The following is a 21187-nucleotide window of genomic DNA, read 5'->3' on the forward strand; positions in this document are numbered from 1 at the left end:
CGACGACCGCGCCGCGACCGCGCGTTCATCGCTCACCGAGATGCGGCGACTGCTGGGTGTGCTGCGCACGGAGGACCAGTCCGCCGAGCTCGCGCCGCAGAAGGGGATCGAGGACATTCCCGCACTCGTGGACAGCATCCGCCGCGCGGGAGTGGATGTCGGGCTGGAGCTGGTCACCGCAGATGTCACCACGGCGCCGGCCGGCGTGCAGATCGCCGCGTTCCGCATCGTCCAGGAGGCCCTGAGCAACGCCGTGCGGCACGCCCCCGGCTCTCGCGTCTCGGTGAGCGTCCGCACGGACGACACGGCGATCCGCCTCCGAGTGCACAACACCGCCGCGACCGGTGAGGCATCCGTCTCCCCTGGGTCGGTGGCGTCCGGTGGGCACGGGCTCCGCGGAATGCGCGAACGCGTCGCACTCGTCGACGGTACTCTGGAGGCCGGTCCGGATGCGGACGGCGGCTGGACTGTCGCCGCAGCGCTCCCATGGATGTCCGAGCAGGAGAGTGTGTGAGCATCGAAGTCCTCATCGCCGACGATCAGGCGATGGTGCGCGCCGGGTTCGCCGCACTCCTCGACGCGCACGAGGGCATCACGGTCACCGGCCAGGCATCGGACGGTGCCGAGGCTGTCTCGCTCGCGGCCAGGCTCGATCCCGACGTCATCCTGATGGACGTGCGGATGCCGGAGCTCGACGGCATCGAGGCGACGAGGCGCATCCTGGGCCCGGGGTACCCCGCGGCCAAGGTGCCGCGCATCCTCATGCTCACGACGTTCGACATCGACGATTACGTCTACGACGCCCTGCAGGCCGGTGCCAGCGGCTTCCTGCTGAAAGACGCCCTGCCTGAAGAGCTCGTCCATGCCGTGCGCGTGATCGCCGCGGGCGACGCGCTGTTGTCGCCGAGTGTGACCAGACGGATGATCGCGCAGTTCGCTGCGCAGAAGCCGCGCACCACCGCATCCGGAAATCTGCTCGCAGAGCTGACCGACCGCGAACGAGAGGTGCTCGTGCTCATCGGGCAGGGCCGCTCGAACAGCGAGATCGCCGCGGCGCTGTTCATCGCAGAGCAGACCGTGAAGACCCACGTGGGCAAGGTCCTCGCCAAGATCGGCGCGCGCGACCGTGTGCAGGCCGTGATCTTCGCCTACGACACCGGCCTCGCCGAACCCGCCTGATCCGCCCCTACCGCGGTAGGGGTCACGTCGACCCCGCAGGGTGATGCGCCCCTGGTCACTGCGTGAATAACCTCCTCGAACACCCACCGAGGAGGACTTCATGGCCATCGCAGAACTGCGATCCAGCATCACGACGAGCACGCCGACGCGCGACACCGGCATCGACCTGGTCCGAGCGCTGTGCGTGCGCGGCGTCGTCGTACTGCACTCGCTGATGGTGGGTGTCACCGTCACCGACGCGGGCCCGCTGTTCGCCAATGCGAGCGACGGCGCCGCATGGATCACGCCGCTGAGCTGGGTGCTCCAGGTCATGCCGCTGTTCTTCGTCATCGGCGGATTCGCCGGCTACACGGCGCTTCGACGCGCGCAGCAGCGCGGCGGCACCGCGCGGGAGTTCGTCGCAGCCCGCATCCACCGGCTCGTTCTGCCCGCGGTGTTCACGATCGGCATCGTGGGTGTCGTACTGACGGTGCTCCTGCTCAACGGGGTTCCCGCCGACCTCGTCGCGATAGCGGGATACCGCTACGGGCAGCCGCTCTGGTTCCTCGGTGTGTTCCTGCTCTGCCAGGCTCTGCTGCCGCTCTTCGCGGCCGCCCACCGCCGCGCGCCCTGGATGACGATCACTCTGATGGTCGCCACGGCCGTGGCAGTCGACGCCGTGCGGAACACGACGGGCATCGACGGCTTCGGCTTCATGAATCTCGCGTTCGTCTGGCTCGCACTGCAGCAGCTCGGCTTCTTCTTCGCTGACGGACGTATCGATGCACTGAGCCGCCGCACCAGGACCGTGGTGGCCGCGGGAGCAGTGGCCGCGCTGATCGTCACCTTCGTGACGGGCGTCTACTCCCCCGACCTGATCGCGAACATCAATCCTCCCACCGCCTCGCTCCTCCTGGTAGGAGTCGCGCACACCATGGTGCTGTCGATCATGCGCGAGCGCGTCGAAAGATGGAGCAGGCTCCCCCTCCCGCACCGCTTCCTCACCTTCGTCACTCCCCGCGCGATGACGATCTACCTCTGGCACATGCCGGTGCTCCTGGCCATGGCGGGCGTCTCCGCCGTGTTCGCGATGACGACGGGCATCGCTCTGCCCGAGCCCAGCAGCGTCGAGTGGTGGATGACGAGGCCGATGTGGCTCGTGACCGTCGTGGTGCTGACGGCCGGCATCGCCTTCCTGCTCGCCGGGATCGAAGCGCGACGGATCCCCACCCCGACGCGCTCCGCCGCACGACTCGTCGCGGCGAGTGCCATCGGTACGGTGGCCATCGTCGGCCTGCTGGTCATCGGCACGACGCCGGTCACCGCGATGATTGCCGTGGCGCTGCTGATCGTCTCACTGCGACTGGCACGGCCCGGGCAGGGCGCCTCGACGACCGACGTCGGTCACAGCTCCGGCATCGCGGCGATGCGCTCGAAGGCCTCCGAGAGTATCTCGGGGCTCGTGCCGAAGTTCACCCGCACGTGACCTGCGCCCTCCGCACCGAAGGCGGATCCGTAGTGCAGTGCGACCTTCGCCTCACGCAGGATCCGTCTGGCGGGGTTCTCGCCCCAACCGAGGTCGGTCAGGTCGATCCATGCGAGGTAGCCGGCGTCCGGCATCCGATAGCGCGCGCCGGGAAGATGGGCGGCGATGAGATCCGCGACGAGACGCCGGTTGTCGTCAAGGGTCGAGAGCAGGCCGTCGAGCCACTCATCGCTCTCTGCACTGAACGCCGCGACGGCGGCGAGAACACCGAACTGGCCGGTACGCCACTCCACCTCTATCGGCAGAGAGCGCACCACCCGCGTCGGGTCATCGGATGCCGTGACCATCAGAGCGCACTTGAGCCCAGCCAGATTGAACGCCTTGCTCGCGCTGACGAGGGCGTACCCGATCTCGCGCGCGGCATCCGACACAGCGAGGAACGGTGTGAATCCGGCTTCCGGCTGAGCGAGCGGCGCGTGAATCTCATCGGAGACCACCGCCGCCCCGTGCGCAGCGGCGAGCTCGGCGAGACGTGCGAGGGAGACAGCGGAGTGCACGGTACCGGTCGGATTGTGCGGGCTGCACAGCAGCACGGCGCGTGCGCCGCCCTCGAGCGCTGTGCGGATGCCGTCGAGGTCGATCTCCCACGCCGTTCCTGTGTCGCGCAGCGGCACGCGCTCGACGACCGCGCCGGCTTCCTCCACGAGATCGTAGAACGGCGGGTACACGGGCGGCATCACGATCACACGTTCGCCCGGTGACGTAACGCGCCGGAGGATCTCCACGATGCCCATGCTGACGTCGGCGGTCGAGCGCATGCGCCCGGGATCCGGCGTCCATCCGAACCGCCGTTCAGCGAACTCCGCGTACGCCGCTGCGAGTGGTGTGCGCGAGGCGACGTAACCGGTGTCGCCGGTCGCGACCGCGCGCTCGAGGGCCCGCGCGATCGCCGGAGCCAGCGGGAAGTCGGTCTCCGCCACGAACAACGGCAGGACATCGGCGGGATACTCCCGCCACTTCTCGCTCGTGCGCTCGCGCAACTGCTCGAGCGGGAGAGCTCGGACCGACGCGCTCACGGCGGTGTCAGATGGCGAAGCCGAGCGCACGCATCATGTCGCGCCCGTCGTCGGTGATCCGCTCGGGACCCCACGGCGGCATCCACACCCAGTTGATGCGGAATCGGTCGACGACCGAGTCGAGGGCCTGCGCCGTCTGCTCCTCGAGCACGTCGGTGAGCGGGCAGCCAGCGCTCGTGAGCGTCATGTGGATCACGAGTGCGTCGTTCTCGTCGTCCCAGGCGAGATCGTAGATGAGTCCGAGATCGACGACGTTGATCCCGAGTTCCGGATCCATCACGTCCTTGAGAGCCTCGGTGACCTCGTCGAACTTCTCAGGAGCAAGAGTCGCGGTCATGCGATCAGCCTACGCCTCTATCGGGGCTGCAGGGTCGAGGAAACGGTCGTATCCCTCGTCCTCGAGCCGGTCGGCGAGCTCAGGACCGCCTTCTTCCACGATCTTGCCCGCGACGACCACGTGCACGTGGTCAGGACGGATGTAGCGGAGGATGCGGGTGTAGTGCGTGATCAGCAGGACGCCGAGACCGGTGTTCTCCTTGGCGCGGTTCACGCCTTCCGAGACGATCTTCAGCGCATCGACATCGAGACCGGAGTCGGTCTCGTCGAGGATCGCGAACTTCGGCTTGAGCACCTCGAGCTGCAGGATCTCGTGGCGCTTCTTCTCGCCGCCGGAGAAGCCCTCGTTGACGTTGCGCTGCGCGAACTTCGGGTCCATGCGGAGGTTCGTCATGGCGCCCTTGACGTCCTTGGTCCACGAGCGGATCGACGGTGCCTCACCGTCGAGAGCCGTCTTGGCCGTACGCAGGAAGTTCGTCACGGTGACGCCGGGGATCTCGACCGGGTACTGCATGGCGAGGAACAGACCGGCCCGCGCACGCTCGTCCACGGTCATGGCGAGGACGTCCTCACCGTCGAAGGTGATCGACCCGCTCGTGACGGTGTACTTGGGGTGGCCGGCGATCGTGTACGCCAGTGTGGACTTGCCCGAACCGTTCGGGCCCATGATGGCGTGCGTCTCACCCGTGTTCATCGTGAGGGTGATGCCGTTGAGGATCGGGGTCGTCCCGGCCTCGGTGTCGACCGTGACGTACAGGTCGCGGATCTCGAGAACAGACATTCAGACTTCCTTAGTTACAGTCGGATCGATGAGCACGTCGTCGCCGTCGATCTCGACGACGTAGACCGGTACGGGCTCATATGCGGGGAGATTCTGGGGGATGCCGGTGCGCAGAGAGAACGCGGAGCCGTGCGCCCAGCATTCCAGCGTGTCGCCCTCCACGAAGCCTTCGGAGAGGGAGATCTCGCCGTGGGTGCAGGTGTCGCCGATGGCGTGCACCTCACCCGCAGAGTCGAGCACGACGGCCATCGGCACGCCGTCGAGCTCCACGCGCAACGGGGTGTCCTGCTCGAGCTCGCTCAGACCGCAGGCGCGCTGTGCGCTCATGCGCTCACCGCCGCGAGCTCGGCCTCGATGGCGATGAGCAGCTCCTCCTCGAGGGCCGGAATGCCGAGCCGCTGCACGATGTCGGTGAGGAAGCCGAGGACGACGAGACGGCGTGCCTCTTCCTCGGTGATCCCTCGTGCCTGCAGGTAGAACAGCTGCTCGTCGTCGAAACGACCGGTCGCGCTCGCGTGGCCCGCACCGAGGATGTCGCCGGTCTCGATCTCCAGGTTGGGGATCGAGTCGGCGCGAGCGCCTTCGGTGAGCACCAGGTTGCGGTTCGCCTCGTACGAGTCGGTGCCGGTGGCGTCCGCACCGATCAGCACGTCGCCGATCCACACGCTGTGCGCGCTCTCGCCCTGCAGCGCGCCCTTGTACAGCACGTCGCCCTTGGTGTGGGCGCCCTTGTGGTGCAGGTAGACCTGACTCTCCAGGTGCTGCCCCGCATCCGCGTACGAGAGTCCGTAGAGGTAGCCCTCCGAGCCGCTGCCCGCGAGCTCGACGTTCGGGTTCACTCGCACGAGTCCGCCGCCGAAGCTGACCACGAAGTGCTTGAGCACGGCGTCATTGTCGACGCGGGCCTGGTGCGATGCGGCGTGCACGGCGTCGTCGTCCCAGCGCTGCACCGACACGACGGTCAGCCGGGACCCGGCGCGCGCGATGATCTCGACGTTCTGGGCGTACTGCGCGGACCCGAGGTGACGCAGGATCACCGTGGCCGAGCTGTGCTCGAGCGCCTCGATCACGATGTGGGCATCGGCTCTCGCGTCCGCCCCCTTGCCCGTGATCGTCACGACGATCGGCTCTGCGACCTCCTCCTCGCGCGGGATGCGCACGTGGAGGGACTCGCTCGCGCCCTGCCATGCGACGGCCGAGACGACGTCCTCGGAGAGGAAGTGCTCGCCGCGCGGCGCGGTGCCGGCGGTCAGCGGCTCGGCGATGTACTGATCGCCGGTCGTGATCTCGTAGTCGACGCCGTCGTTCTGAGCCGCGACGGCGAACATGCCCGAGAGACGGTCGACCGGGGTGTGCTTCCAGTTGACCTCACGGCCGGTCGGTGCACCGAAGTCGCCCGGCTCGAATGAGCGGGGTCGCGCCGAACGCGTCTGCACCGGAACGAATCCGGCAGCCGCGACCTGCGCGGCCGGGTCGATGTGCGCGCCTGCCTGGGGCGCGTTCGTCTGCTGCGCCTCGCTGGGCGCTGTCGTCGAGGCCGCCATTTAGCCGACCGATCCTTCCATGCCCATCTCGATGAGCTTGTTCAGTTCCATGGCGTATTCCATCGGCAGCTCGCGCGCGATCGGCTCGATGAAGCCTCGCACGATCATCGCCATCGCCTCGTCCTCGGGCATGCCGCGGGACTGCAGGTAGAAGAGCTGCTCTTCGCTGACCTTCGAGACGGTGGCCTCGTGGCCGAGCTGCACGTCGTCGACGCGGATGTCGATCGCCGGATACGTGTCGGAGCGGGACTTGGTGTCGACCAGCAAGGCGTCGCAGCGCACGGTGTTCGCGGAGTGGTGCGCGTTGGCGTCCACTCGGACCTCGCCGCGATAGCCGGCGCGACCACCGCCGCGGGCGATCGACTTGGAGACGATCGAGGACTGCGTGTACGGAGCCATGTGGATCATCTTCGCGCCGGCGTCCTGGTGCTGGCCGGGGCCGGCGAAGGCGACGGAGAGCGTCTCGCCCTTGGCGTGCTCACCCATCAGGTAGATCGACGGGTACTTCATCGTGACCTTGGAGCCGATGTTGCCGTCGACCCACTCCATGGTGGCGCCCTCATGGGCGACCGCGCGCTTGGTGACGAGGTTGTAGACGTTGTTCGACCAGTTCTGGATCGTCGTGTAGCGAACGCGTGCGTTCTTCTTCACGATGATCTCCACCACGGCGGAGTGCAGCGAGTCCGACTTGTAGATCGGGGCCGTGCAGCCCTCGATGTAGTGGACGTAGCTGTCCTCGTCGGCGATGATCAGGGTCCGCTCGAACTGCCCCATGTTCTCGGTGTTGATGCGGAAGTAGGCCTGCAGCGGGATCTCGACGTGCACGCCCTTGGGCACGTACACGAACGATCCGCCCGACCAGACGGCCGTGTTGAGCGCGGCGAACTTGTTGTCACCGGCCGGGATCACGCTGCCGAAGTACTCCTCGAAGAACTCGGGGTGCTCGCGCAGCGCCGTGTCGGTGTCCATGAAGATGACGCCCTGCTGCTCGAGGTCTTCACGGATCTGGTGGTAGACGACCTCGGACTCGTACTGCGCGGCCACACCGGCGACGAGGCGCTGGCGCTCGGCCTCCGGGATCCCGAGACGCTCGTAGGTCTCACGGATCTCGGCGGGAAGGTCTTCCCACGACTGCGCCTGCTTCTCGGTGGAGCGGACGAAGTACTTGATGTTGTCGAAGTCGATGTCGCTGAGATCTGCACCCCACGTCGGCATCGGCTTGCGCCCGAACAGCGACAGGCCCTTCATACGGGTCTTCAGCATCCATTCGGGTTCGTTCTTGAGCGCGGAGATGCCGCGAACGACGTCTTCGGAGAGACCTCGCTTCGCGATGGCGCCTGCGGCGTCCTCATCGTGCCAGCCGAACTCGTACACCCCCAGACCATCGAGCTCCGGGCGGTCGATCAGCACATCCGACATCACACTCTCCTTGTCAGGCCTCAACGGTGTCATCCGCCCCGACACCTCATGGCCCGCTCGAGTTCACGGGTGTGGGTGCCGCTGGTGGGCCTCATCACGGACGCATTCTTCGCGCCTAAACTGTTGGTGATGCACCTCGCGCTTTCCGCGGGCATCGCAACAATCCGATTCTACAGGTTCCCCCTGACAAACGGGCCGCGCCCGTACGCTCGGGCGCGGAACCGGAGGACACATGCCCGACACCGCAGCGCGCGCCGCCACTTCACCATACGAGGGCCGCGGGGACAGCCACTCCCCAGCCTTCGGCCGACCGCTGCGAGTGCTGGCGTGGCTGTCGTTCATCGCCGAGGTGATCATCATCGCGACCGGCGGAGCCGTGCGTCTGACCGGGTCCGGTCTCGGATGCTCTGAGTGGCCGCTGTGCACGCCGGAATCGCTGGTGCCGACACCGGAGCAGGGCATCCACGGCGTCATCGAGTTCGGGAACCGGACGATGACGGGCGTGGTCGGCATCATCGCGATCGCCGTGCTCCTGCTCACGTTGACCGCCGTCGGCGGACGCCGCTCGCTCAAGGCCGCACTGTGGTTCGCGCTCGGAGGAATCGGCGCAGGCGTGCTCTGCTTCGCCGTGGCCTGGGCGGCCGGGGTCCCGGCATTCCCGTTCTTCTCACTCGGACTGCTGCTGGCGACGGTGGTGGGCGCCGTGCACTCGATGCGGATCACTCCCCGTCGACGCGATCTGACCCTGCTCGCGTGGATCGTGCTGATCGGCGTGGTCGCGCAGGCCTTCGTCGGAGGCATCACCGTGCTCACGGGCCTCAATCCCTACATCGTGGGCTTCCACTACGCATCGTCGCTCCTCCTGGTGTGCGTGACCGCTGCGTATCTGGTGCGGATGTACGAGCCCGGCACGAACCGCGAGCGCGTCGTGCCCCGCTGGTTCGCGATCCTGTCGCACATCACCGGCCTCGCGCTGGCCGTGACCATCTTCTTCGGCGTGCTGACGACAGGCTCCGGACCGCACTCCGGCGACGCGAACGTCGTGCGCGACGGCTTCGACGCCACGATCCTCGCGCATGTGCACTCCTGGCCCGGGTACGTCCTCGCCGCCCTGGTCGCGGCCCTGACCGTGATCGCATGGGTGCGACAGCTCGCTCCGCGCCGCTGGCTGCTGGTGCTCGTGGCCGCGATCGTCGTGCAGGTCGGGGTCGGCATCTGGCAGTCGCGTGAGGGATTGCCGGAGCTGCTGGTGGGCATCCACATGGTGCTCGCGTCGCTCTCGGCGGCGGCGTACACCGTGACGGTGCTGCGCATGAAGCGTCCGATGCCCTGAGGAGAGCGGGGTCGGGGCCGTGCGCACAGGCCGCGCATAAGCGCTGCACAGCGCGCGCATCAACGCGTCCGTGAGGCTCGTCGGCATGAAGAAATCACTCACACGCAGCGTCTCGTACTGGCTCCTGCTCGTCCTCTCGCTCGCTTCCGCCGCCGTCGGCGGCTGGATCATCTCCGACAACACCGCCACCATGACCGCTCGCCTGCTGGACGGAACGGCGACCGGGGTCGAGGTCTATGTCGGCCAGCCGTGGATCGTCGTCGGCGCCGCGCTGCTGGGAGCCGGAGTGATCGGAGTGCTCCTCACGCTCGCGCTTGCGGCGGCGAAGTCGCTCGTCCCCCACGCCGCCCCGGCCGTCGTCGAGCAGATCGACTGGTCCGCGCAGGCCGATGAGGCTACCGGATCACGCACGGACGCGGCGCACGAAGACGCCGAAGCCCCGACCGATTCAGCGGCCGAGACCGCAGACGATGACGCCGAAGAGGATCAGAACGGCAGCAGCGGGTCGACCGCCACGGCCACGAATATCAGCGTCAGGTAGGTGATGGAGGCGTGGAACACCCGCATCGGACGCGGGTTCGTTCCACGCACCGCCTGCGAGTACAGCCGGTGCGACTCGTACACGAACCACCCGCCGAACACCACCGCGGACACGGAGTACACCAGACCCATGTCGGCCACCGGGATCAGCAGCAGCGAGCACGCGAGCGTGGCCCATGCGTACAGGATGACCTGGAGTCCGACCTGGGACGCGTTGCGGGTGACGCCGAGCATGGGGACGTCGGCGCCCTCGTAGTCGTCGCGGTACTTCATCGACAGCGGCCAGTAGTGCGCCGGCGTCCACAGGAACACCAGCGCGAACAGCACGACGGCGGGCCACGCCACATCACCGGTGACAGCGGACCAACCGATCACGACGGGGAAGCACCCGGCGATTCCGCCCCAGATGATGTTCTGCTCGGTACGGCGCTTGAGGATCATCGTGTAGATCACGACGTAGAAGAAGATCGCTGCCACCGACAGCGCGGCTGTCAGCCAGTTCGTCGTCGCGAGCAGCCAGAGAGTGGATGCCACGGCGAGAGTCCAGGAGAAGATCAGCGCGGCGCGCGGCGAGATCTCGCCGGTGACCAGCGGACGCTTCGCCGTGCGGTGCATGTGGGCGTCCATGTCCCGATCGAGGTACATGTTGAACGACGCCGCGGACCCTGCGCTCATCGAGCCGCCGATCACCGTCGCGAGCACGAGCCACAGGTTGGGCATCCCGCCTTCGGCGAGGAACATGACGGGCACGGTGGAGACGAGCAGAAGCTCGAGCACGCGCGGCTTCGTCAACGAGACGTATGCCTTGATCGTCTGGCCGATCGGCCGTTTCACCGCCGTCGCCTCGGACATAGTCGAGATATCGATCGCCTCCCAGCGCACACTCCGCCAACCCTTCCAGTCTAGGACACGCCGGTGGCGCGACTTGCGACGTAAGAGTCGTTTCACGCTCCGCCGTGCCCCGCTATGCTGAAACCACTCGCGCGCCCGGCGCTGTGCTCCTGTCCGTGACGTTGCGGAGGCGCAGGGAATTCGGGCGCCCTCGTAACCGTTGGAAAGGGCATGACCTTGTCGGAATTGCAGTGGGAAGAGATTGACCGGCGCGCGGTGGACACCGCACGGATTCTGGCGGCGGATGCTGTCGAGAAGGTCGGCAACGGTCACCCTGGCACAGCGATGAGCCTTGCTCCTCTCGCCTACCTCCTCTACCAGCGCGTTCTGCGCCACGACCCGGCTGACACCGACTGGCTCGGCCGGGACCGATTCATCCTCTCCGCGGGTCACTCCTCCCTGACGCAGTACGTCCAGCTCTACCTGGGCGGCTTCGGCCTCGAGCTCGACGACCTGAAGTCGCTGCGCACGTGGGGCTCGAAGACTCCGGGTCACCCCGAGTTCGGCCACACCAAGGGTGTGGAGATCACGACAGGGCCGCTGGGTCAGGGCCTGGCGTCGGCCGTCGGCTTCGCGTACGCGGCACGCTACGAGCGCGGCCTGTTCGACCCGGAGGCCGCCGAGGGCACGAGCCCGTTCGATCACTTCGTGTACGTGATCGCCGGTGACGGCGACCTGCAGGAAGGCGTCACCAGCGAGGCGGGCTCACTCGCCGGTCACCAGCAGCTGGGCAACCTCATCGCGTTCTACGACTCCAACCAGATCTCGATCGAGGACGACACGAACGTCGCCTTCACCGAGGACGTCGCGGCGCGCTACGAGGCGTACGGCTGGCACGTCCAGACCGTCGACTGGAAGAAGAGCGGCGAGTACGTCGAAGACCTCGCTGAGCTCTCCGCCGCCGTCGAGGCCGCGAAGGGCGAGACGGACAAGCCGTCGCTCATCATCCTGAAGACCATCATCGGCTGGCCGTCGCCCGGCAAGCAGAACACGGGCAAGATCCACGGTTCGGCTCTCGGCGCAGACGAGCTCGCGGCGACCAAGAAGGTGCTGGGCTTCGACCCGGAGCAGACCTTCGTCGTCGCTGACGAGGTCATCGCGCACACCCGCGCGCTGGCCGACCGCGCCTCCGAAGCCCGTGCCGCCTGGCAGGAGTCCTTCGACGCATGGGCCGCCGCGAACCCCGAGCGCAAGACTCTGCTCGACCGACTCCTGGCCAAGGACCTGCCGACGGACATCGCCGCCGCGCTGCCGGCCTTCGAGGCGGGCAAGGAAGTCTCCACCCGCGCCGCGTCCGGCCAGGTCATCAACGCCCTGGCTGCCGAGCTTCCCGAGCTGTGGGGTGGTTCGGCCGACCTCGCCGAATCGAACCTCACCACGATCAAGAACGCCCCCTCGTTCATCCCGGCCGAGTGGTCGACGCACGAGTGGTCGGGCAACCCCTACGGGCGCGTGCTGCACTTCGGCATCCGCGAGCACGCCATGGGAGCGATCGTCAACGGCATCGTCCTGCACGGTCCGACGCGCGCCTTCGGCGGCACGTTCCTGATCTTCAGCGACTACATGCGCCCGTCGGTGCGACTGGCCGCGCTGATGAACATCCCGAGCATCTTCGTCTGGACGCACGACTCGGTCGCGCTCGGAGAAGACGGTCCGACCCACCAGCCGATCGAGCAGCTCGCGACGCTGCGCGCCATCCCGAACTTCGCGGTGGTGCGACCTGCGGACGCGAACGAGACCTCGGTCGTCTGGCTCGAACTCCTCCGCCGCCACGCTGGGCCGGCAGGCATCGCCCTCACCCGTCAGAACATCCCCGTGTTCGAGCGCGGAGAGGGCGCAGCATCCGGCGACGTGTTCGCGTCCGCCGACAACGCGACCAAGGGCGCCTACGTGCTCGCCGAGGCGCCGAACGGCACCCCGGACGTCATCCTCATCGCGACGGGATCCGAGGTGCAGCTCGCCGTCGCAGCACGCGAGACGCTCGCCGCTGACGGCATCAACGCCCGCGTCGTGTCGGCTCCGTCGCTGGAGTGGTTCGAGGAGCAGGACGCCGCGTACCGCGAGTCGGTGCTGCCTGCAGCCGTCACCGCTCGGGTGTCCGTCGAGGCGGGCTCTGCGCTCACGTGGCGCGGCATCGTCGGAGACAAGGGCCGCTCGGTCGCGATCGATCACTTCGGCGCATCCGCCGATTACAAGACACTGTTCCAGGAGTTCGGCATCACCGCCGAGGCCGTCGTCGAGGCGGCACGCGCAACTGTCAAGGAGAACGCATGAGCACCCCCACCGCAGACCTCGCAGCCGCAGGCGTCAGCATCTGGCTGGATGACCTCTCCCGCACCCGGATCAACTCCGGGAACCTCGCGGAGCTGATCGAGTCCCGCAACGTCGTGGGCGTCACCACGAACCCGACCATCTTCGCCGGGGCGATCACCAACCCCGACGACACGTCGTACGACGCGCAGGTCACCGAACTGGCCGCATCGGGTGCGACTGCCGAGGAAGCCGTGTTCGCGGCCACCACGCAGGACGTCGGTGCAGCGCTGGACGTCTTCCGCCCCGTGTGGGAGAAGTCCGGGCACGTGGACGGCCGCGTCTCGATCGAGGTCTCCCCCGACCTCGCACACGACACCGATGGCACCGTGGCACAGGCCAAGCAGCTGTGGGCGGAGATCGACCGCCCGAACCTGCTCGTCAAGATCCCGGCGACCAAGGCCGGCCTTCCGGCCATCGCGGAGGCGATCGGTGCGGGCATCAGCGTCAACGTCACCCTGATCTTCAGCCTGGACCGCTACGCCGACGTCATCGACGCGTATCTCACGGGTCTCGAGACGGCCAAGGCCGCCGGCATCGACCTGTCGACGATCCACTCGGTCGCCTCGTTCTTCGTGTCGCGGGTGGACACCGAGACCGACAAGCGCCTCTCGGCCATCGGCACCGATGAGGCGCTCGCCCTCAAGAGCAAGGCAGGCCTCGCCAACGCGCGGCTCGCCTACGAGCTTTTCGAGAAGACGTTCGCCGGCGATCGCGCAAAGACCCTCCTGGACGCCGGCGCCAACCTGCAGCGCCCGCTGTGGGCCTCGACCGGCGTCAAGGACCCGGCGCTGCCCGACACTCTGTACGTCACCGAGCTCGTCGCGGAGGGCGTCGTCAACACGATGCCGGAGAAGACGCTCGAGGCGACCTTCGATCACGGCGTCATCACCGGCGACACGATCACCGGCGGTTACGAGGAGGCCCGTGAGGTCTTCGCCGGGCTCGAGAAGGTCGGCGTCGACTTCGCCGATGTCACTCAGGTGCTCGAGGACGAGGGCGTCGCGAAGTTCATCGACTCCTGGCACGACCTGCTCACCCAGGTCGCCGAGGGGCTCGAGGCGCAGCGATGACGTTCTCGATCCACGCGTCGGGCGCCGCGAAGTCGGCGATCGACGCGGTCGTCCCCCGACTTGTCGGCGATCTCATCGCATCGCGCATCACGGGCTTCGACTCGACGCTCTGGGGCGAGGCCGCCGAGGAGGAGGCCGCCAAGCGTCTCGGCTGGGTGGAAGCCGTCTCGGTGTCACGGCCGCTCGTTCCTGAGATCGTCGCACTTCGCGATGAACTGCATTCCAAGGGCGTCACCCGCGTCGTGCTCGCCGGCATGGGCGGATCGTCGCTCGCGCCAGAGGTGATCACGCAGACCGCGGGTGTCGCGCTCACGATCCTCGATTCGACTGCGCCGGGCCAGGTGCTCGCCGCACTGGATGAGGGTCTCGAGCAGACCGTGCTGGTCGTGTCGTCGAAGTCGGGGTCCACGGTCGAGACCGACTCCCAGCGTCGCACCTTCGAGACGGCGTTCCGCGACTTGGGCATCGACCCCGTGGAGCGGATCGTCGTCGTCACCGACCCAGGCTCGCCGCTGGATGCGTCCGCCCGCGAGGCCGGGTACCGCGTGTTCAACGCCGACCCGAACGTCGGCGGCCGCTATTCGGCGCTCACGGCCTTCGGCCTGGTGCCGTCCGGCCTCGCCGGCGCCGACATCTCAGAGCTGCTCGACGAGGCCGAGGCCACGCTGCTCCAGGTCGCCGTCGACGCTGCGGACAACCCGGCCCTGCGTCTCGGCGCGGCGATCGCCGGCACGAACCCGCGACGCGACAAGCTGGGCCTGATCACCGACGGCACGCACATCAACGGTCTGCCGGACTGGATCGAGCAGCTGATCGCGGAGTCCACCGGCAAGGACGGCACAGGAATCCTGCCCGTCGTGCTGCTGCCGGTCTCGCCGGAGCTGGATGCTGTTCCGGCCGACCTGCAGATCGTGCGCCTGGTCGACGACGCGAACGAGTTCCACCTGCGCGAACGTCACGAGGGCGAAGTTCTCGTGAGCGGGTCGCTCGGTGCGAACCTCATCGTCTGGGAGTACGCGACGGCGATCGCCGGACACCTGCTCGGCATCGATCCGTTCAACCAGCCCGACGTCGAGTCCGCCAAGGTCGCCACCCGTGGTCTTCTGGATGCGCGCCCCGAGCCCACTGCTCCGGCGTTCGTCGAGAGCGGCATCGAGGTGCGCGTGTCGGATCCCGCGCTCGCGGTGTCCGGCAACATCGAGGCCGTACTGGACGCCCTGTGGGCCCAGTTGCCGGAGGACGGCTACGTGTCGATCCAGGCGTACGTCAACCGCCTGGAGCTCCCGCAGCTGCAGGGCCTGCGCGAACTGGTCGCCGCCGACTCCGGTCGCCCGACCACGTTCGGATGGGGACCGCGCTTCCTGCATTCGACCGGCCAGTATCACAAGGGCGGTCCCGCACAGGGCGTGTTCCTGCAGATCCTGGAGCGCACCGACGTCGATCTCGAGATCCCGGAGCGTCCGTTCACGTTCGGACAGCTCATCCAGGCGCAGGCTGCCGGCGACGCCGGTGTGCTCGCCGAGCACGGTCGTCCCGTCGTCTCCCTGACGATCACAGAGGACTCGGCCGACGTGCTCGCCCTCTTCGAAGCCGCCCAGAAGTAGTCGTAGGAGAATCCCCCGCCGATGACCGTTCCCGTATCACGCGGCCAGAACCCGCTGCGCGACCCAGACGACCGTCGCCTCAATCGCATCGCAGGTCCCAGCGCGCTGGTGATCTTCGGCGTGACCGGCGACCTGTCGCGCAAGAAACTCATGCCGGCCGTGTACGACCTGGCGAACCGAGGGCTGCTGCCGCCAGGCTTCGCCCTCGTCGGCTTCGCACGCCGCGACTGGGAGGATCAGGACTTCGCCCAGGTCGTCTACGACGCGGTGAAGCAGCACGCGCGCACCGAGTTCCGTGAGGAGACCTGGCAGCAGCTGCTGCAAGGCATCCGCTTCGTCTCCGGCGAGTTCGACAACCCCGAGTCGTTCGTGAAACTCCGCGAGACCGTCGAGAAGCTCGACGTCGAACGCGGCACGATGGGAAACCACGCGTACTACCTCTCGATCCCGCCGAAGTCGTTCCCCGTCGTCACCAAGCAGCTGAAGGAATCCGGGCTGGTCGGCGATGACGAAGGCGATGAGCGGTGGCGGCGCGTCGTGATCGAGAAGCCGTTCGGCCACGACCTCGAATCGGCTCGTGATCTGAACGAGGCGCTCGAAGTCGCGTTCCCGGCTGATGCGATCTTCCGGATCGACCACTATCTCGGCAAGGAGACGGTGCAGAACATCCTCGCTCTGCGCTTCGCCAACGAGCTGTACGAGCCGATCTGGAACCGCAACTACGTCGACCACGTGCAGATCACGATGGCCGAGGACATCGGCGGCGGCGGTCGCGCCGGATACTACGACGGCGTCGGCGCTGCACGCGACGTCATCCAGAACCATCTCCTGCAGCTGCTCGCGCTCACCGCGATGGAGGAGCCGATCAGCCTGAGCGCAGAGCACCTGCGTGCGGAGAAGGAGAAGGTCCTCGCCGCGGTGACCCTCCCCGAGGATCTCTCGCTCGCCACAGCACGCGGTCAGTACGCGGGCGGATGGCAGGGTGGCGAGCAAGTCACCGGATTCCTCGATGAGGACGGGATGAGCCCGGAGTCATCGACGGAGACCTATGCCGCCGTCAAGCTCGACATCAACCCGCGGCGCTGGGCCGACGTCCCGTTCTATCTGCGCACCGGCAAGCGCCTCGGACGCCGCGTCACCGAGATCGCCGTGGTGTTCAAGCGCGCGCCGCAGCACCTGTTCGGACGCTCGAACACTGCCGAGCTCGGTCAGAACGCGCTCGTCATCCGCGTGCAGCCCGACGAGGGCGTCACCATCCGGTTCGGTTCCAAGGTGCCGGGCGCGGGCAGCAACGTGCGTGACGTGACCATGGACTTCGGGTACGGCCACGCCTTCACCGAAGCCAGCCCTGAAGCGTATGAGCGGCTCATCCTCGATGTGCTTCTCGGCGACCCGCCGCTGTTCCCCCGCCACGAAGAGGTCGAGCTGTCCTGGAAGATCCTCGACCCGGTGGAGAAGTACTGGGCATCGCAGGACACGCCGGTGGAGCAGTACGCACCCGGTTCGTGGGGCCCGGCTTCCGCCGACGCCCTCCTGGCCCGCGACGGACGAGTCTGGAGACGACCGTGATCATCGACCTTCCCGATACGACCGTCAGCCAGGTCGCCAAGCACCTCGTCAAGCTGCGCGAGGAGGGCGGCGCCGTCGCCCTCGGCCGCGTGCTCACGCTGGTCATCGCCGCACGCGAGGACATGGCCGAAGAGGCCATCGAAGCGGCCAATGACGCGTCCCGCGAGCACCCGATGCGGGTCATCGTGCTGTCCGAGCGCGACGGTGACGCACGACTCGATGCCCAGATCCGTGTCGGCGGCGACGCCGGCGCGAGCGAAGTGGTCGTGCTCCGTGCGCACGGCGACGCGGCGAGCAACCAGGAGAGCCTCCTCACCGGTCTTCTGCTCCCGGACGCGCCCGTCGTGGCCTGGTGGCCGGATGACGCGCCGGAAGAGCCCTCCGCAACGCCCCTCGGGCGCATCGCGCAGCGCCGCATCACCGACGCCGCCACCGCCATCGACGTGCGTGCGCAGATCGAGTCCCTCGGGCGTTCGCACGCCCCCGGTGACACCGACCTCGCGTGGACGCGTCTGACGCACTGGCGCGAGCAGCTCGCCGCCGTGCTCGATCAGCCGCCGTTCGAGGAGGTCACGACCGTCGAGGTGCGCGGCGCGGCATCCTCGCCGTCCACCGCGCTGCTCGCGGCGTGGCTCCAGCTCGCCCTCGACGTCCCCGTCCGCTGGGCGTACGAGAAGCGCGAGGAGTGGGACGAAGGCATCAAATCGGTCCGGCTCACCCGCTCGAGCGGCGACATCCTGCTGCAGCGACCGGTCCCCGGCGATGCCGTCCTCACGCAGCCGGGACAGCCTGAGCACGACCTGCACCTGCCGCGCCGCACCCTCAGGGAGTGCCTGGCGGAGGAGTTGCGTCGTCTGGACCCCGACGTCCTGTACGGTCGAGTCATCACCGAGGGCTGGGAGAAGCTGGGTCCGCCCGAGACCGGAGAGTGAGCGACATGCAGGCATCTTCTGCCGAGAAGCTGGTCGGCGTGGAGGCGACGCCTGCAGCCGTCGCCGAACGGGTCGCGGATCGTTTCCTGACCCGCGTGAAGGCGCGCACGAAGAACGGCCGGATCGCCCACATCGCCCTCACAGGGGGGTCGATGGGGAGCACGGTCCTTCGCGCCGTCGCCGCGCATCCGAAGGTCGATCGGATCGACTGGTCGCTCGTGCACTTCTGGTGGGGCGACGAGCGCTTCGTCGCTCGCGCCGATCAGGATCGCAACGCGCTGCAGTCCCGCGAGGCGCTGCTGGATCGTATCGAAGTGCCTGCGCAGAACATCCATGAGATCGCCGCCGCCGATGACGGTATGACGCTCGACGAAGCCGCTCAGGCCTATGCCTCTGAACTCGCCAGGTTCGGTGACGAGGAGCATGACTGGCCGTCGTTCGCGGTGTGCTTCCTCGGCGTCGGACCGGACGGACACATCGCCTCGCTGTTCCCCGATCGCTCCGAGGTGACGGAGACGGATGCGGCGGCGCTGCCGGTGCGCGACTCCCCGAAGCCGCCGCCGGAGCGCGTCACGCTGACGCGTCCGGTGATCAACTCCTCCAAGCGCGTCTGGCTGGTGCTCACGGGCACGGACAAGGCCTCCGCCCTGGGCCTGGCCCTCGCCGGCGCCAGCTACACCAACGTGCCCGCAGCGGGCGCGAAGGGGCGCAAGCGCACGATCTTCTTCGTCGATCAGGCTGCGGCCTCAGAGGTCTCGGAAGACCTCATCGACCAGGCCTACTGATCGCGTTCCGGTGCTGATCCGGGGTCGCGGCCGGGATCGCGTTCCCCGGTGGCCGTGCCCGCGGAGTTCGAGGGTCCGCTCCCCCGCGTGATCCCGAGCTCCTGGCTCTCGCTGAGCACCTGCGGGTGATACCTGGCGAGCCCGACGACTCCCCAGATGGCGATCGCACCGGCGATGCCGAAGCACACCAGCACCCATGGCGGCGCCGCAGCGGCCTCACCGAGGACGAGCATGCCGATCAGCACCGCGATCATCGGGTCGACGACCGTCAATCCGGCGATCACGAGGTCGGGTGGTCCGGAGCTGTAGGCGGTCTGGACGAAGTACGCCCCCACCGCCGACGCCGCGATCAGGGCGATCACGCACACCAGCGTCACCCAGTCGAACTCCTCGGCCTGGACGCGCTTGATCACGGCCTTGGCGAGCGTCGCCACGAACCCGTAGAGGATTCCGGCGCCGACGACGTAGAACAGTGCCCGCATCCGGTGGCGCAGGATCAGCCAGCATCCGCCGAGCACGATGATCACGACCAGCAGGATCGCCAGGATCACGAAGAGCTCGCGATCTGTGATGTCCTGCTCGACGGCGAAGATCGCCGCGAAGAACACGAAGATGAAGATGCCGCCGACGCACGCCCCGATCGCGATGAGCGATCTTCTGGTCGGCGAGTGCCCCGAGACCCGTGCGTTGAGCAGCGTGGTGATCACGAGCGCGATGGCTCCGAGCGGCTGCACGACGATGAGCGGCGCGACGGACAGCGCCGCGAGCTGGCACACGATCGCGAGACCCAGCATGAGCGTGCCGAGGATCCATGACGGGCGGGTGAGCAGTCGCTTGAGCTGCTCGACGCTCAGCCCGCTCGCGCCGTCGGCGCCGCTGAGGCGTTCGACCTTCTCGACTCCGCGGTGCTGGTACTGCGCTCCGAGCGACATGAACACCGCACCGGCCAGCGCGAGAGGAATGCCGAGAAGCAACCCAGGGTTCTGGAAGGCACCGACAAGCTGGTCGCCGACTTCCGCCCCTGACATCCACGCGCCCGCACTCACACTGAAACACTACCGGGCACTTGGCCCGCAGTAGGGTTGTGGCGTGGCTGTTCTACCGATTCGCATCATGGGCGACACCGTTCTGCACTCCCCCGCATCGCCCGTCGGCGAGATAGACGACGACATCCGCACCCTCGTCGCCGACATGTTCGAGACGATGGATGCCGCACCCGGTGTCGGTCTCGCGGCCCCTCAGGTCGGCGTGCCCCTTCGCATCTACACGTACTCCTACGTCGATGACGATGATCAGCCGTGGCGAGGTGTGCTCGTCAACCCCGTGCTGTGGATGTCTCCCCCGGAACCCGGCGTTCCCGACCCGGACGAGGAGTCCGAGGGCTGCCTGTCCTTTCCCGGTGAGCGGTTCCCGCTGCGCCGGGCGGACCGCGTGCTCGTGACCGCCACCGATCTGGACGGCGCAGACGTGCGGATCGAGGTGGACGGGTGGCGTGCCCGCATCATGCAGCACGAGTTCGATCACCTCGACGGCATCCTCTATGTGGACAGGCTCTCGGACGGCGACTGGAAGACGGTGCAGAAGATCGCCCGCAAGCGCGGCTGGGGCAAGCCCGGCGCGAGTTGGATGCCGGGAGTCGACGACCTCGACGCCTGAAGACGTACAGCTTCTGCATAACGAATTCAAAGTTGCGCCTCAGGTTCAGGATGAGTACGGTTCCGGTTGGGGGCGGGACATCGGTGCCCGCTGCAGACAAAGTCCTCGGAGGGGAACTCACATGATGAAACTGCGCAATCGACGAGCGCTGGCACTCGCTGGAACCGCCGTCGCGTTGAGCATCGCGCTCAGCGGTTGCAGCGCGCTTAACAACCTCATCGTGGGCGGCGGCAACGACGCTCAGCGCGATGAAGAGACCGGTGAGGTCACCGAGGGCGACACGATCGACATCTTCTCCCTCAAGGTCGGCGACTGCATGCCCGCGAGCGACACCTCCGGCGAGATCACCGACGCCGACGTCGTTCCCTGCTCCGAGCCGCACGCAGACGAGGTCTTCTTCGAGTTCGACCTCCCGGAAGGCGACCTTCCCACCGACGAGGAGATCACCGCCGAGGTCGAGGCGCAGTGCGTCCCCGCGTTCAGCGAGTTCGTCGGCATCGACTACTACGACTCCGCACTCGACTTCTGGTGGCTCACCCCCACCGAGCAGACCTGGACCCAGGCCGACGACCGCCTCGTGCAGTGCGTGATCTACGAGCCCGACCCCGAGGACCCGCAGGCTTCGCTCGAGGTCACCGGCACGCTCAAGGGCGCCGCACGCTGAACATCGACTGACAAACCAGGAGAGGGGGGG

21 protein-coding genes are annotated in these 21187 nt (G+C 67.7%); 13 read left to right on the plus strand and 8 right to left on the minus strand.

Translation table 11 applies throughout. The annotated features are described in order from the left end of the window. From ACNPNP_RS09385 to ACNPNP_RS09395, 3 genes are all read left to right on the plus strand, one after another. A partial coding sequence (locus tag ACNPNP_RS09385) for a sensor histidine kinase (protein ID WP_448965758.1) occupies positions 1–514 on the plus strand: 514 nt, incomplete at its 5' end. Beyond that, the gene (locus tag ACNPNP_RS09390) at positions 511–1179 is read left to right on the plus strand and encodes a response regulator (RefSeq protein WP_448965759.1); all 669 of its coding nucleotides are present in this window, start codon (positions 511–513) and stop codon (positions 1177–1179) included. The genes ACNPNP_RS09385 and ACNPNP_RS09390, both read left to right, overlap by 4 nt. 100 nt (positions 1180–1279) lie before the next feature. Beyond that, positions 1280–2644 (plus strand): acyltransferase family protein, encoded by a 1365-nt coding sequence (locus ACNPNP_RS09395; protein ID WP_448965760.1) that lies wholly within the window; start codon positions 1280–1282, stop codon positions 2642–2644. Here ACNPNP_RS09395 and ACNPNP_RS09400 read toward each other — a convergent pair. Genes ACNPNP_RS09400 through sufB form a run of 6 tightly spaced genes read right to left on the minus strand, consistent with a single transcriptional unit; the run spans position 2563 to position 7800 of the window. Continuing rightward, entirely contained in the window at positions 2563–3720 is a 1158-nt protein-coding gene (locus ACNPNP_RS09400) for a MalY/PatB family protein (protein ID WP_448965761.1), read from the minus strand. The two genes, ACNPNP_RS09395 and ACNPNP_RS09400, sit on opposite strands and share 82 nt — an antisense overlap. Before the next feature lie 7 nt (positions 3721–3727). After that, on the minus strand, positions 3728–4057 hold the full coding sequence (locus ACNPNP_RS09405) for a metal-sulfur cluster assembly factor (RefSeq protein WP_144796387.1): 330 nt from the start codon (positions 4055–4057) through the stop codon (positions 3728–3730). A gap of 9 nt (positions 4058–4066) precedes the next feature. Next, positions 4067–4837, minus strand: a complete 771-nt coding sequence (gene sufC / locus ACNPNP_RS09410; RefSeq protein WP_448965762.1) for a Fe-S cluster assembly ATPase SufC — start codon at positions 4835–4837, stop codon at positions 4067–4069. Continuing rightward, positions 4838–5164, minus strand: a complete 327-nt coding sequence (locus ACNPNP_RS09415; RefSeq protein WP_448965763.1) for a non-heme iron oxygenase ferredoxin subunit — start codon at positions 5162–5164, stop codon at positions 4838–4840. Beyond that, complete coding sequence (gene sufD, locus ACNPNP_RS09420; RefSeq protein WP_448965764.1) at positions 5161–6381, minus strand: Fe-S cluster assembly protein SufD; 1221 nt, start codon at positions 6379–6381, stop codon at positions 5161–5163. The genes ACNPNP_RS09415 and sufD overlap by 4 nt, the downstream gene beginning before the upstream one ends. Beyond that, entirely contained in the window at positions 6382–7800 is a 1419-nt protein-coding gene (sufB, locus tag ACNPNP_RS09425) for a Fe-S cluster assembly protein SufB (protein ID WP_448965765.1), read from the minus strand. A gap of 232 nt (positions 7801–8032) precedes the next feature. On the opposite strand from sufB, the gene ACNPNP_RS09430 reads away from it, so the two are divergent. Further along, a complete protein-coding gene (locus ACNPNP_RS09430; RefSeq protein WP_448965766.1) occupies positions 8033–9133 on the plus strand; it encodes a COX15/CtaA family protein in 1101 nt (366 codons plus the stop codon). Between the two features lie 85 nt (positions 9134–9218). Beyond that, complete coding sequence (locus tag ACNPNP_RS09435) at positions 9219–9674, plus strand: hypothetical protein (RefSeq protein ID WP_448965767.1); 456 nt, start codon at positions 9219–9221, stop codon at positions 9672–9674. Here ACNPNP_RS09435 and ACNPNP_RS09440 read toward each other — a convergent pair. Further along, the gene (locus tag ACNPNP_RS09440) at positions 9620–10525 is read right to left on the minus strand and encodes a heme o synthase (RefSeq protein ID WP_448965768.1); all 906 of its coding nucleotides are present in this window, start codon (positions 10523–10525) and stop codon (positions 9620–9622) included. The two genes, ACNPNP_RS09435 and ACNPNP_RS09440, sit on opposite strands and share 55 nt — an antisense overlap. Positions 10526–10735: 210 nt before the next feature. On the opposite strand from ACNPNP_RS09440, the gene tkt reads away from it, so the two are divergent. From tkt to pgl, 6 genes are read left to right on the plus strand one after another with little or no spacing between them, the layout of a single operon-like run. Continuing rightward, entirely contained in the window at positions 10736–12838 is a 2103-nt protein-coding gene (gene tkt, locus ACNPNP_RS09445) for a transketolase (RefSeq protein WP_448965769.1), read from the plus strand. Beyond that, positions 12835–13947, plus strand: a complete 1113-nt coding sequence (gene tal, locus ACNPNP_RS09450) for a transaldolase (protein WP_448965770.1) — start codon at positions 12835–12837, stop codon at positions 13945–13947. Before tkt ends, tal begins: the two co-directional genes overlap by 4 nt. Continuing rightward, the gene (locus tag ACNPNP_RS09455) at positions 13944–15551 is read left to right on the plus strand and encodes a glucose-6-phosphate isomerase (RefSeq protein ID WP_448965771.1); all 1608 of its coding nucleotides are present in this window, start codon (positions 13944–13946) and stop codon (positions 15549–15551) included. Before tal ends, ACNPNP_RS09455 begins: the two co-directional genes overlap by 4 nt. 21 nt (positions 15552–15572) lie before the next feature. Then, a complete protein-coding gene (zwf, locus tag ACNPNP_RS09460; RefSeq protein WP_448965772.1) occupies positions 15573–17120 on the plus strand; it encodes a glucose-6-phosphate dehydrogenase in 1548 nt (515 codons plus the stop codon). Then, positions 17117–18052 carry a glucose-6-phosphate dehydrogenase assembly protein OpcA gene (locus ACNPNP_RS09465; RefSeq protein WP_448965773.1) on the plus strand — a complete coding sequence of 312 codons (936 nt, stop codon included), beginning with the start codon at positions 17117–17119 and terminating at the stop codon, positions 18050–18052. Before zwf ends, ACNPNP_RS09465 begins: the two co-directional genes overlap by 4 nt. 5 nt (positions 18053–18057) lie before the next feature. After that, a complete protein-coding gene (gene pgl / locus ACNPNP_RS09470; protein WP_448965774.1) occupies positions 18058–18837 on the plus strand; it encodes a 6-phosphogluconolactonase in 780 nt (259 codons plus the stop codon). Here pgl and ACNPNP_RS09475 read toward each other — a convergent pair. Further along, positions 18831–19865 (minus strand): DMT family transporter, encoded by a 1035-nt coding sequence (locus tag ACNPNP_RS09475; protein ID WP_448966159.1) that lies wholly within the window; start codon positions 19863–19865, stop codon positions 18831–18833. The two genes, pgl and ACNPNP_RS09475, sit on opposite strands and share 7 nt — an antisense overlap. A 61-nt stretch (positions 19866–19926) precedes the next feature. Between ACNPNP_RS09475 and def the strand changes: the two genes are divergently transcribed. Then, entirely contained in the window at positions 19927–20493 is a 567-nt protein-coding gene (def, locus tag ACNPNP_RS09480) for a peptide deformylase (protein WP_448965775.1), read from the plus strand. 121 nt (positions 20494–20614) lie between these two features. Next, entirely contained in the window at positions 20615–21157 is a 543-nt protein-coding gene (locus ACNPNP_RS09485; protein WP_448965776.1) for a septum formation family protein, read from the plus strand. The last annotated feature ends 30 nt before the right edge of the window (positions 21158–21187 follow it).

Source organism: Microbacterium xerophyticum (assembly GCF_053543555.1).